7 protein-coding genes and 2 tRNA genes are annotated in these 13,928 nt (G+C 46.5%); 5 read left to right on the top strand and 4 right to left on the bottom strand.

What is annotated here, in order from left to right; translation table 11 throughout:
• Together ACRD67_RS13745 and ACRD67_RS13750 are read right to left on the bottom strand one after the other, a co-directional pair.
• Window positions 1-405: a c-type cytochrome gene (locus tag ACRD67_RS13745; RefSeq protein WP_430967791.1), complete on the bottom strand. Its 405-nt coding sequence runs from the start codon at window positions 403-405 to the stop codon at window positions 1-3.
• Between the two features lie 6 nt (window positions 406-411).
• Entirely contained in the window at window positions 412-1,539 is a 1,128-nt protein-coding gene (locus ACRD67_RS13750) for a PQQ-dependent sugar dehydrogenase (RefSeq protein WP_430967792.1), read from the bottom strand.
• Between the two features lie 134 nt (window positions 1,540-1,673).
• On the opposite strand from ACRD67_RS13750, the gene ACRD67_RS13755 reads away from it, so the two are divergent.
• The 5 genes from ACRD67_RS13755 (at window position 1,674) to ACRD67_RS13775 (ending at window position 11,933) form a co-directional block, all read left to right on the top strand.
• Window positions 1,674-10,034, top strand: a complete 8,361-nt coding sequence (locus ACRD67_RS13755) for a T9SS type B sorting domain-containing protein (protein ID WP_430967793.1) — start codon at window positions 1,674-1,676, stop codon at window positions 10,032-10,034.
• Window positions 10,035-10,205: 171 nt separating this feature from the next.
• Complete coding sequence (locus ACRD67_RS13760; RefSeq protein WP_430967794.1) at window positions 10,206-10,781, top strand: Crp/Fnr family transcriptional regulator; 576 nt, start codon at window positions 10,206-10,208, stop codon at window positions 10,779-10,781.
• Between the two features lie 124 nt (window positions 10,782-10,905).
• Window positions 10,906-11,388, top strand: a complete 483-nt coding sequence (locus ACRD67_RS13765) for an SRPBCC family protein (protein WP_430967795.1) — start codon at window positions 10,906-10,908, stop codon at window positions 11,386-11,388.
• 341 nt (window positions 11,389-11,729) lie between these two features.
• Window positions 11,730-11,804 (top strand) — tRNA-Pro (locus ACRD67_RS13770).
• Window positions 11,805-11,858: 54 nt separating this feature from the next.
• Window positions 11,859-11,933 (top strand) — tRNA-Pro (locus tag ACRD67_RS13775).
• Window positions 11,934-12,094: 161 nt separating this feature from the next.
• Here the strand turns inward: ACRD67_RS13775 and ACRD67_RS13780 are convergent.
• Both ACRD67_RS13780 and ACRD67_RS13785 read right to left on the bottom strand, forming a co-directional pair.
• Window positions 12,095-12,547: a hypothetical protein gene (locus ACRD67_RS13780; protein WP_430967796.1), complete on the bottom strand. Its 453-nt coding sequence runs from the start codon at window positions 12,545-12,547 to the stop codon at window positions 12,095-12,097.
• Window positions 12,548-12,671: 124 nt separating this feature from the next.
• The gene (locus ACRD67_RS13785) at window positions 12,672-13,787 is read right to left on the bottom strand and encodes a dienelactone hydrolase family protein (RefSeq protein ID WP_430967797.1); all 1,116 of its coding nucleotides are present in this window, start codon (window positions 13,785-13,787) and stop codon (window positions 12,672-12,674) included.
• Window positions 13,788-13,928 lie beyond the last annotated feature (141 nt).

The following is a 13,928-nucleotide window of genomic DNA, read 5'->3' on the forward strand; positions in this document are numbered from 1 at the left end:
CTAGCGTTTTAGACAGTTCGAGACCTCTTCCGGGGTCACCATTTGATTACTTTTGTTTCCCCATGAATTCATGATGTAATTCATCACATCAGCGACCTCCTCATCGGAAAGTCCCATAGGTAACATGGTATTGTCATACCTGGTTCCGTTCACTACAATCTCTCCCTGCTGTCCATATTTCACCCCAATGATGCTCTTTTTCCGATTGTTTATAAGATAATCGGAATTCGCCAAGGGGGGATAGGTGTTTTCCACACCCTCTCCCTTTTCCAAATGACAGCTGACACAAAAATCCAAGTAGATACCGCTTCCACGTTTCATGCTCTGCTTCAATGGTGTATCCTGAATGAGGTAAAGCGATAAAAGACCCGCTAGGGCAAGGTATGTGAAGAGGAATGCTCTCATGTGTTGTTACTTTTGGGAATCAGGATTCAACCTATAGATACCCTTGCCTTCAACGGCCACGTAAATGAGTCCGTCAGGACCCTGGCGTACATCACGCACTCGGCCTATACCGTCCATCAATTTCTCCCGATAGACCACCTTACCATCCTTTAGTTCCAGTCGCTCCAAATATTGAAAGACCAGGGAGCCCACCAAAAGGCTTCCCTTCCATCCGGGATACTTTTCTGTTGTCACAAAGGCCATTCCACTTGGTGCGATGGAAGGGATCCAATAGTGTATGGGCTGTTCCATACCGGGCATGTGGGTCTTGTCGGTAATTGCCGAACCGCTGTAGTTAATGCCATAGGTTATTTTGGGCCAGCCATAGTTTTTTCCTTTTTGCACAATATTGATCTCATCACCCCCTCTAGGACCGTGTTCGTGGTCCCATATTTGTCCGGTCTCCGGATGCGTCAACAAACCCTGGGGATTTCTGTGGCCATAGCTGAAGATGGCGGTTTTGGCCCCGGCCTTGTTAACAAATGGATTGTCTGCAGGGATACGGCCGTCATCGTGAAGTCTATAGATTTTTCCACCATCGCGGGTAATATCCTGTGGATTTACCTCTCGGTCGCCACGTTCCCCTATTGAAAAATAGAGATACCCTTCCCTGTCAAATGCAAAACGGGAACCAAAATGTTGTCCCCTCGTGGTATTGGGAACAGCTTTGTAGAGTACTTTTCGGTCTACCAAGCTGTTATTTACTATGCGGGCACGCATAATCGCGGTATTTCCGCCTTTTCCTCCACCTTCGGACGAGGCATAGGAAATATAGAGCCATCCATTGGTGGCATAATCCGGATGCAGGGCAATATCCATGAGTCCGCCCTGACCTCGGAGATATACCTTGGGAACGCCTTTGATAGCTGTTTTTTTACCGTCCTTGACATGAATGATACGCCCCGCTTTTTCCGTAATCAGCATACTATTGTCCGAAAGGAAGGCCATGCCCCATGGAAGCTGTAGCTGATCGACGAACAGCTCAGCGGAAAAAACAGTGCTTTTAGGGGTATGTACCTCGTTATCAGGCCCCTGGCCGCAAGCGGAATTAAGCAGTACAACGAAAAAAAAGAGGTGGGCAATACTTTTTTCCATAACTTAACGTTAAAATTTATAATATAATAAGGTAGCCTAAGGGCTTAAAGATAAAGAGAAATCTATAAGTTTAAACAATTACACCAAGAATAGCACTGATCCCAAATCAAGTATATTCTATTAAGACTTAACCTATGCTCTCAAAAAAACTAAGGCATCTTCTGTATGCCGCGCTGTTGATAACCCTATCTGCGATATGTACTTCGGCACTGGCGAATACCAAGGTTTATGAGTTAATTGCCGGGATTACTTCCGTAATCGAGGAGAAGGTTTCCGAATATGATATTTCAACTACCGGGGAAGCATCAACAACTTTTGATGCCTTTTCCACAGTGGGTACCGCCAAGGGAAATACGGCCGCTGTAAATGCCGCTATGTTCATGACCATCATACAGGGGGCCGATGAAGAAGTGGTTTGTCCCAATGATGGTAGCACCGTAGCAAAATTCTTTCTATGTGGGGTAAGTGACGTACGTACCTTGAGCTTAAGTCAGAGCGGTAGCTCTTACCAATGGCAAAAATTGGACGCCTCCTGTGCGCCCTCCGTACTGGATGACTGTACCAATACAACCAATTCCTGCTATAATACCGTGGGTACTGGTGCCACATATGACCTAGACTCGGGAGGCGAGTTTAGGGTGCGGGTAGATTCCGGACAATATTTTTATTTTAAATCATCCTTAAACCCCTTGGACCCACAATTGATCCATGACGATATCCAGTGTGGTAACCCAGGTAGGGTAGAGATTACCAATGTCCCTGCAGGTTATGAGTATAGCTTGAACAATTCTGCGGGTCCCTATCAGGATGATCCCTATTTTGATATTAGTACCCCAGGGACCTATATGGTGTGGGTACGACTCAAAAATGTATCGGCAAGTGCCTGTCTGTTTCCTTCCAATTCGGTGACTGTACTGAATCTGAATATGTCGGTAGTGGTTACGGCCAATGATATTTTATGTAGTGGGGAACTCGGAAGTATAGATGTGGTAGTTTCCGGTGTGCCAGGGTTTTATACCTATCGCTTAATTAAGGCGGGGGTCACCGTGGATACCTTTGGACCCGATGCGTCAGATACCTATTCCTTTGCCAGTGTGAGTCCTGGTACGTATAGTATTCGTGTAGAGACCAATAACTGTACAGAACTTGTTACTTTGGACGATAATGGGGTACCCATAGAAATTGGCAACGGGATAAGTCCCCTTGCAGTTTCAGCGACTGCTTCCGACAGTTTTGGCTGTGGAGCTGCCTCTGTTGACGTCACCGTTGATACATCGGGGGGAACGGCACCCTATAGATATAGCCTGGATGGGGGCACAACCTTTAGCGCCACCTATGACCCCACAGCGATTTTTACTGTAAATAGCTCCGGCACTTATCCCATTTTGGTGGAGGATGCCAATGGCTGTAGAAAGGATGCCTCTATTGATGTGCTTGATATTCCACCGCCAATTTTCAACGTTATACCCGAGGATGCCAATTGTGGTGGGGCCAATGACGGGCGAATCACCGTGGATGTCACCAGCGGCTTTGGATATAATCTGGAGTTCAGTGTGGATAACGGGGCCAATTTTCAGACGAGTAATGTATTTTCGGGTCTTGCTCCAGCGGCCTATGATGTGGTGGTCAGATATCAACAGGGTACTTTTGTGTGTACCTCTGCACCAGTAAGCGTAGCAGTGGGGACACCCTCCACGATTACGGGAACGGCTACGCCCGATATTGTACCTTCCTGTACCAATGAGACCGGGGGTCAAATCTCCATTTCAGGGGTTTCCGGCGGTACGGGGCCATACGAATATAGCATTGGGGCGGGCTTTAGTGCCACCACCGTCTTTACCAATTTGGGCGTGGGGACCTACACCCCCCAGATCAGGGATGCCAATGGTTGTGTGGAAAGTCTTCCCGCCATCGTTTTCAACGCCCTGAACAAGCCCACAGATCTTGATTTCACGGTATCTAGCATTGATTGTATTACCAGTACGGCATCGGTTACCTTGGCCGTAACGGACGGGACGGCTCCCTACACCTATGAAATCATTGCTCCGGCAGGAAGTGTGATCAACAATGGAGCCAATCCGGTATTTACGAGCTTAGGCTTAGGTACGTATACCTTTAGGGTTACCGATAGCGCAAACTGTAGCTATGATGAGAATTTTGCCATTACCGATATTAGTTCAATCGGTGCAACCGCACAGCAGACCCAAGTGGTACGTTGCGTTGGGGAAAGCAATGGAGAGGGACGCTTTTTGGTAGATGGATTCAATACCACCTACAGTTATAGTATTGATGGCGGACCTGTTTCAACCGGTCAAACGGCCGGAATTATCCCATTGACAGGACTTGCCGCAGGCAGTTATGTCATTTCCGTGACCGATGAGGATACCAACTGTACGGATACCGCAACCCTGGTCATCGAAGAACCCGCTGTGGCTTTTGCCATAGACAATTTGGATATAACAGCCATGAGCTGTCAAAATGGAAATATAGGTAGTGTTACCATCAATACCCTAGGTGGCTGGGGAGGTAACCGATATACTTTGATCCAACCCGACGCCTCCGTACGAGGGCCCAAAAATGGAAGAACATTTTCCAATCTATCCCAAGCAGGGCTTTATCAAGTAAGCGTTACCGATGCCAATGGCTGTACCATAACGGATAGCTTTACCCTGACACCGTTGGATTCTCCGGTACTTACCATCGACGCTGCCACGGATTATTGTTATGATAATGTTGATGCCGCTTCTATAGTGGTCAATGCCAGCTTGGGAACCGCACCCTATCAGTACCGCATTAATGGCGGCACCTTGGGGGGAAGTAACAGCTTTGGTGGACTCACCCCAGGCACCTATACCGTTGAGGTTGTGGATGCCAACGACTGTAGGGATGATGTAACCGTGATTATTGAACCGGAAGTAATTGCCAGTGCGGTAATCCTTACGGAACTCAATTGTGGGGGACCCGATGCCCGCATCCGGGTAAATATAAGCAACGGATATACGTCTGGGGGGAATTATGATTATTATGAGGTAAGTATCAACGGAGGACCATATTCTTCCACAACGACCAACATTGCTGGAAACTTCTTTATTTATACGATTCCAAACGATGGTTCGATCATCGCGGATACCACCTTCCAGTTTGAGGTCTACGACAGTCGGGGATGCCGTACGGAATCCAATGTAGTGACCATTACTCCGCCCGAGACCATTGCGGGTACGGCTACAGGAACGGATACCGTATGTGGTGATCTTACCAGCGGTACGGTTACCGTTACAGCTGATACGACCCAAGGTGTACCCCCGTACGAATTTAGTAATGACGGTGGGCTTACCTTTAGTACACAAAATGTATTCTCCGGATACGCTCCGGGCACCTATAACGATTTTGTGGTGCGCGATAGTAGGGGATGTACAAGTCCGATACTCTCGGCCACTATTGGTACCAGTCTGCCGGTTGATGCCACCGTCGCCGTCACGGATGCCGTTTGTGCCGCGCCTACTGTGGCCGGTAGTATAGATGTTACCAATGTAACCAACGGCACGGCCAATTTCACTTACACCCTTGAAGATATTAGCGGGGCCGTTATCGCTACGGTAGGCCCCACGGCAAGTACTACGGCCAACTTCCCCAATATCCCTATAGGTACCTATACCGTGGTTACTACAGATGCCACGGGATGTGAGGACAGGGATATCGTTAACGTTACACAGAACGTGCTGGACCTGGTGCCGATATCGACACCTCCCTTGGATTGTACTTCGGTATTTACCTTTTTAGTGGATATTGTTGGCGGAACTGGACCCTATCAAATTGGTCTGGTAGGTAGCCCTTTGGGACCACCCAATGTAGATGCCGATACGCATGATTTTACGGGGCAGGTGGCCTTTGGCGTCACCTACTTTGTACAGGTAGTGGATGCCCTGGGCTGTACCTATATTGAACAAATTGATCCCATACCGGCTCCTAGTCCTGTGGCGGTCACAGCAACGGCTACTACGGCCTCTTGTGATGTGGCGGGGAACGGGGTGATAGATTATCAGGTCACCGGAATTACGCCCAGTCCGGCGGACTTTACCGTTACCTTGCAGAATACGGATACAGGAGCAACGGTTGCAGGGCCTGTGGTGTTTAACAATGAGCCAATTCCCTATAATGGTTCCTTTACCAATTTGGCTCCTGGAAACTATCAAATCATTGTACAGGACACCAATACGAGTTGTAATGGAAGCACCTTGGTGAGCATCACCCAGGACATTCCTTCGTTGATCGTGGACAGCAACGTGCCCGCTACCTGTAATGTGGGCGCCTTGGTTACCGTTAGAGGTGCCGGGGGAACCGCTCCCTATGGCTTTGCCTTTGTGCCCACAGGGGATCCGGCTCCTACGGTATTCACCGCACAGACCACCTATGAAATTGCGGGGCCCTATCCCTCGGACTACGACTTCTATATAGAAGATGCCAGTGGATGTACCAGTTTTAACACGGTAACCGTAACTGAAGGCCCGGGTGTGCCAACACCTACTGTGGATGTAGTGAACCAGTGTACGGCTGTAGCCAATTATACGGTAAACGTAACCGCTCCACTGACCTTGCCGACCGGACTACCGGAAGACACCTTTCAATACGACATTGGAGGCGGTTTCCAGGACAGCCCTAACTTTACCGTTCCCAACCCGGGCGACTATACCATCATTGTAAGGGATGGTAATGGATGTACCAATTCGGTGTTGGCCAGGGTATTTGATTTCTTCGCCATTACCGCAAGTGCTACTTCCGAGCCTACCTGTAATGCCGGTGATGGAATTATTACCGTGAACACATCGGGTGGTAGTGGTAATTTCCAATTTGACCTGGACGATGGTGTCAATCCCGTTGTTACCCAGATCAATGACCCGGTCTTTATCAATATGCCCCCCGGAAGCTACACCATCTTGGTGACGGATTTGGATTCCAACACCGCACCTTTATGTACCGATACGGCAACAGTGGACGTGACTACGGTGAACACGCCGGTCATTTCCGCCACACCATCAGACGATATTACCTGTAACGGGGCCAATGACGGTACCATTTCGGTGGAACTGCTACCAGGCTCGGATACGGATACCCCGTTTACCTTTACCCTGTACGATGGGGGTACCGCAACTGTGGTTCAGGGTCCGCAGGCCACGGCTATTTTCGATAATTTAGGCCCTGGCACCTATCAAGTGGAGGTAACCTCCAATAGAGGTTGTACCGATCGATCCGGGGATATTGTGATTGTGGAACCTACCGTACTACAGCTCAATACCGCCAATACAGAGTTCACCTGTGACCCCAGCAATAACCGCTTTAGTACGGCGACCATTACGGCCTTTACCGATACCAACGGCGATGGAACGGGAGTTGCTACGGGAACGGCGCCCTATACCTATAGTATGAACGATGGTACGCCGGCCTTTGATGGTACCAACTTCCAGGTAAGCAACGTCTTTGAAGTCATTGATAACGGTTCAACGCAAAATATCATCATTACCGCGCGTGACCAGAATGGCTGTGAGGAACAGGCAACGGTAATCCTAAACCCACCGTCCGATCTTACCTTTAGTTTTAATGTCAACCCAATTAGTTGTGATACGGATGGGGTAAGCGTTAACCCTGGATCCATAGATATTATTATAAATGAAGGTGCCGGTAATTACGATGTGGAAATCCTTCCACTGGGCACCGAACCGGCCAGAAATTCCGGAGGAACCGATCGGGTTACCTGGGATATCAGTACCCCCGGGGATTATATTTTCGCGGTCACCGATATTGGCAGTGGAGGCTGTACCTACCTTACTCCCGTAGTAAACATGCCAGAATACAACAACATAGAGGCCATAATTGCCGAGGTGACACCTGTAACCTGTTTTAACGGGAACGATGGGGAGATCAGTATTGTTATCAACAACTATAGCGGACAATACAATTATGAGGTTTTCTCAAGGGATAACACCGGTGTGGAGACCACTACTGGGGTTACTGGAAGTTTTGATACCAATGCGCCCATAAATACCCCTGAAATTATTGGCGGCCTTCCCGCAGGAAATTTAGTGGTGTATGTGGAGGCATTGGACGATCCGTTCTGTGATACCGTAAGTAATGCGACTACCGTAAGACAACCGGATAGGGCCCTGACAGTCCCTTTACAGCAGACAGCTGAAGTAACCTGTGCCCTCCCAGGATTGGGTGAGATAACGGCTACCGGCGATGGGGGTTGGGGCAGTTATGAATACCAGCTTATTGCACCCGATGGTATTACCATACTTCAGGACTTCCCAAGTACCAATAGTATTTTCTCTGGCCTGGATGCCGGTACGTATACGGTAAACATTAGGGATGCCCTTGGATGTCCTACGACCAACACCATAGACCTATTGTTGCCCGCCCCGATTTTTGCGGATATTCAGGTGGTGAATCCATTACGTTGTAACAATGATAATGATGGTTCCATCGAGGCCTTCAATATTACGGGCGGTCAGGGACCTGGGAATTACCTTTTCCAGCTGAACAGATTGGCAGATGGTTCTACCAGTGGACTGCAGACCACGCCCACCTTTACCAACTTGTCTGCGGGCGACTATACCATTAGCGTGTTTGATGGATGGGACTGTAGTTATACTACCATACCTATAACCATCGCGGATCCAGAGATAGTGATTGCCGAACTCATCGAGGTATCCCCTCCAGGTTGTGGTGATGTAGGTATCATGGACCTTACGGTCACCAATCCAGAGGCAGGGGTAAGCTATTTCTTTAGAAGGTCGGGCACCGCAGATCCCTTCCTACCTTTTGATGCCGCAGATCCCTTGGCTACTACGGTAAGGATTCCAGAAGATATTACGATCGATCCGGGTCCTTTCCAATACGATGTTCAGAATTCCAACGGATGTCCGTCGGAAACGTCGAACCAGATATCCCTTGACCCAGCAGCTCCTTTGGTGATTTCATTGGACTTGACCAATGCCACCATCAATTGCGCGGGAGAAGCCACCGGTATCATCCGTTCCGAAGCATTTGGAGGTATAGGCAGCTATGTTTATGTGCTGGTAAATAATGATCTTGGTGGAATACCTACAATCCCTACAGCAGGCGATATTGTAAGAAGTCCGCAAGCCTCAGGTATCTTCAGGGATCTAGGTCCCGGAACCTATTGGGTATATGCGCAGAGTGGTGGCTGTTCCGCCATTTCGACCCCAATAACCATTGTTGATCCACCACCATTGGTACTCGACTATTTGGAAGCGGTACCTGTGAGTTGTAACGGGGATGTGGATGGGCAGATTATCATTGAAGCCAGTGGAGGAACCGGCGTAATCCGCTACTCCATTTCCGATACCCTGAGCGAGTTCTTTGAAGGGGATGACCCTGCCAATCCAAATAGGAAGACCTTTACGGATTTAGCGCCGCGGAGCTATGAAATCATTATCCAGGACGATTTGGGCTGTACGATCACGGAAGTGGTCACCATCACGGAACCTATGGAACTCGTAGCGGGAATTGCAGATTCCACTCCCGAAATTTGTTTGGGAGAAGGCAACGGTACGGTCACCCTACAGGTCAATGGAGGTACGGCACCGTATTATACCAGTGTCAACTCTTCCGATGATGCCGACTTTGTACAGGACAGTACCTTCTTCTTTGACAATTTGATGGGTGGTGATACCTATGTCATCTTTGTTCGGGATTCACAGGGTTGTGAGACCAACGTAATCGTACAGATAGGCGTAGGTGTGGAATTGTTGCCCGAAGCGCTAGTAGAGTACGGTTGCGACGGTATTTTCCCCAATAGCACGGCTACGATTAATCTACAGGATACCAGTCAGATTCCCGATCTGTTGTTTGCCCTTGATCCTTTGGATCCAACAGATGCTGTATCGGCCTTGGCAGGTACGCAGCGTACCTGGGGCGATCTAACACCTGGAGACCATACGGCTTATGTGTACCATCAAAACGGTTGTGTTGCATTCGTGGACTTCACCATAGATGCTTATGATCCCCTGACTTTGGTAGCGGAAAAAACCGGACCCAATGAAATTACGGCTACGGCGCAAGGTGGCTTTGGAGGATATGAGTATTTCTTCCAGGGCGAATCTACGGGAGACGTGAATGTATACACGCTTAATATGGACGACAGTGTTACCATCATGGTCATCGACCAGAACGGTTGCGTTGCGTCTATAACCATGCCTTTTAATTTTACGGGAATGTTGGAAATACCCAATTTCTTTACACCCGATGGCGATAACAACAACGATGTATGGTTCCCGGAAAACAGGGATTTCTTCCCCAATCTGGAGGTGAAGATATACGACCGCTACGGTAGGGTAGTGGCCATACTGGATCAAGTATCCCATTGGGACGGGACCTATGACGGAAGAGAAGTGCCTTCCGGTGATTACTGGTATGTGGTCAACGCCAACGATTTGGAAAAACAACAATACGTGGGCCACTTTACCCTATACAGATAGTATTACAATAACAACAGCTCAAATGGAAAAAGGACACTTCATCATGAAGGTCCTTTTTTTTTATTCTTTTTCTCTATAACTTCGAATACGTTGAATGTTTATGGCCGTGGTTTTTTTCGTTTGACCTATGGGGCATCTATATGTAATGAACAACTGTTTAACCTTAACGTTATGAAAACACTTCAAAACTTCTTTGATACTTTTGGAGAACTATCTTCCGATGAAAAGTTTTATTTAGCGAACCAATTTGAGGAAACGCATGTAAAAAAGGGCACACCTCTATTTGAGGAAGGAGAGGTCGTGGACCGCATTTATTTTATCGGGGAAGGTATTCTGCATCATTTTAACTACAACGATTTTGGGGAAAGGAAAACACTAGACCTGCACGATGGTCCCTGTTTTTGCACGGATTTGCACAGTTTTTCGGAAGGAAAGCGCTCGGAGGAGTCCTGTGTTGCCCTTTCGGACAGCACGCTTTATGTTTTGACAAAGGCCAGGTACAATGCCTTGATCAACTCCAATATAAAATGGAGCAATTTTGTAAAGGGAATAATAGAACGGACCTTGATCAAAATGCTGGACCAGGTAAAGAACACCGCGAACAAATCGCTCGAAGAACGTTATTTGGAATTGGTAAGGACCAAACCGAAAATTATCCAAAATGTATCCCTGCGGGTCATTGCGTCCTACCTGGGAACTTCCAGGGAGACCCTACATCGTATCCGCAGAAGACATCTGGTGGCCTAATTTCTTAAAATTTTGTTAGTGTGTCATTTGACATAGTTTTTTTGGGATAAAGTATTGAATTTTATATGGGACCATAATATGGGTCCTGCACCTTGTACAGGAAGTAAAATTGAACACTATATCCATGAAAAAGACATTTATTTTTTTATCGCTCTTCGCTAGCGTTTCACTCTTCGCACAATCGGAATCAAAAGAAAAAAGTTTTAAAAGTACAATGGAAGTCAAGGCTTCGCCCCAAGAGGCCTGGAATACGATAACCGATGTGGCCCAATGGAAACATTGGGACAACCGTATTGTGGATGTGAGATTTCCGGGACCCCTGAAAGAAAAGGGAACCGGACAGTTGATTACAGACGATGCAAAGGTGGTAGAGTTTAAAGTGACCGAATTGGAGGATGCACGGATGTATACCTATAAGCATAAGCTTTCCTCTGGGGTGGTGTACACCAAAAGGATGGTTATGGCATCGGATACGGGCACCAGCATTTCCGAGGAAGTGTGGTTTAAAGGAATGTCGCGTAAAACGTTTGAAAAATATTGCGGTTCGGACTATACGGCACAGATAGCACAAAAATTGGAGCGCCTTAAAGCCATGGTGGAGAAATAACGGAAATAGAATGGGCACAATGAAAATAGGTGTAAAGGCCGGGCAAAGTGCTCGGCTTTTTTGCTATCACCCATTTGGAGGAAAGAAAAATGCGGTTTTAGAACAGGCGTAAAGAAATATTTTATAAAATATTATAATATCTTTCAGCAACTGCGTATTTTTGCCATCCGTTTATAGAGATTTGCTTTTGACATATTAAAATTTACACCGTTTCGGGGTGTAGTTCTCCTCCGCTTTGGAAAAAGCTGCGGCGAACAGGCTCCGCCCGGTTTATCGCGCCACGGCGCTGCCGGATTCCAGATTGGGATTTGGTTTTTGACATATTAAAATTTACACCGTTTCGGGGTGTAGCGTAGCCCGGTTATCGCGCCTGCTTTGGGAGCAGGAGGTCGCAGGTTCGAATCCTGCCACCCCGACAAAATGTAGCGTAACTTTTATTGGCTACGATACCTTGACGAAAATTGATTTTTCGGGATGTGGCGCAGTCCGGTTAGCGTACACGGCTGGGGGCCGTGTGGTCGCAGGTTCAAATCCTGTCATCCCGACAACCAAGATGTCAAACGGCATCAAAATAGAGCTAATTGTATGAAATTCAGAAGATTGAATATTTTCCGATTTCATATGATTAGCTTTAAAATCAAGCAAAAAGAGACCAAAAAGGTGACCTAAACGGTGACCTGATTTTTGTTACTTTTACAGGGACTTTTCAATTTTTTTCCGCGACAATTTGACTTTCGTTTATTACACATTTCGTAACACGAAAAACGAAAGACATGGGAACCCGCCAAATATCTTTTCTCTCCGCCGGTAATGCGCTCCCAGGTTTGGGTCGATCAGAATTAAAATATACCCATTTGCCATTTTTGGAAAATACGGGATGATAATCCGTGAAAACACTTGAAAATGGCACTTCTTTTTCACAGCACCAGCTGCCGTCTTCATATTGCCATTGGAAAATTCTGAAATGCGGCTTTCCATTTGTCGCTATGATCTCAGTTGGGCGTGAGAGCAGTAAAAATCTTTTTTTCGGATGGAGGGCAATTCCATTACCGACAGTCATTCCCTCTAATTTTTCTATGGTAGTTTCATTGTAAACCGAACAGCCTCCTGACGATAATAAAATTGACATAAAAAAAAGAACCGCAATACTTCTGATCATATGACATAATTTAATATCACAATTTTCCTGAATTCAATCCTGCTTTGGGATAAATTGGAGGTCACTTTCCTGCAAACGAGCTTCTTGTTAGGACAAGCAAGCTGCACCTCTTGTTGTCGACGGTTTATTTGCGCTTAACGGGCCTAAGATATTCAACTTCACCCACCAGATCAAAACCATCTTCGGGCAGGTTGAAAATTTTGTTTGGGTTTTGTGATTTTGAATTCAAATACCCTTTGATAATTTCCAATATTGTGTCATACCCGTGCTCGGCGAACTCGTTTTTACCGAAAAGGTTAGGTATTTGGGAAGCCAAATGTCCGAAGGAAGTAAAATGCCAATGAGCGATTCCCGTTAAACCGACCAAGGTTCTATCGGCATATATAAAACTTCTGATTTGATCCAAATAAGTTCGTTCGTAGGAAGAATCATAGATGTGGAGTAGAGAAGCCGCAATATTTTCAACCCTGCAGAAAGGACTTTCCTTAATCAATCGGGCCCCGAAACTACTTCCTATACCACCATCAAAACTAATTACGGTCTTGATGTTAGGGTTTCTACAGGCCAAGCCTAGGGCAGACTGACCGCCGAAACTGAAACCAAGTGCAACGATATCTGTCAAGGCGATATTGGGATGATCGCTTAAAGTGGATAATGCGAACTCGTAATCCCGAATCTCCGTTTCCATGCCGATACCATTTACATCCAGTTCCTTCTGCCTATATCCTTTAACAGGTATATTGATAGCTATGTAACCTTGTTCTGCCAAAGACTCTCCTAAAAATGCAAAGTCGACGGCAGATCCGTGAATTAATAAAATAACTGGATGTTTTCCAGGCTTAAATTTGCCGTCTGTGACGGCACGCATCGGTAGCTTTGCAGAAACTAATGAATCAATCAGTAATTGGTTTGCACCTTGCGATATGGGCCATTGAAAATAGCTTTCAACTGTTTTGCTGTAATTTTGAGGAGATTCGTTAACCCCCATTTCATTGCCCTTTACCCCTAGGTAGTCGGAAAAAAACATTTTGCTGGATCCAGTTTCAATTTTTGCCGGATACCAAATATTAATTTGAATTGTGCGTCCAAATTTTCCATCTTTAACTGAAGGCCGTGATTTATCAATTTTAATGTGTGATGAAAATCCAACAATATTTGATTTTGAAACTTCTGTTGCCTGAGAAGTGCCTACTTGAACTATCAAACCAAAAATAATAAGTATCAACAACTTGGTTTCCATTATGTTGTTTTTTGTATTCTCATTTGGTCAAAACGGTCGAGCTATCATATACAGCAAAACGGCTGAGTTAATTGTACATGTTGATGAACTCCTCATTTATCTCCAAATACCAAGTAGTACATGTGGTTTTACATAGAGTTA

The organism is Eudoraea algarum, assembly GCF_050589645.1.
In the GTDB taxonomy this organism is placed as follows: domain Bacteria; phylum Bacteroidota; class Bacteroidia; order Flavobacteriales; family Flavobacteriaceae; genus JBNGOQ01.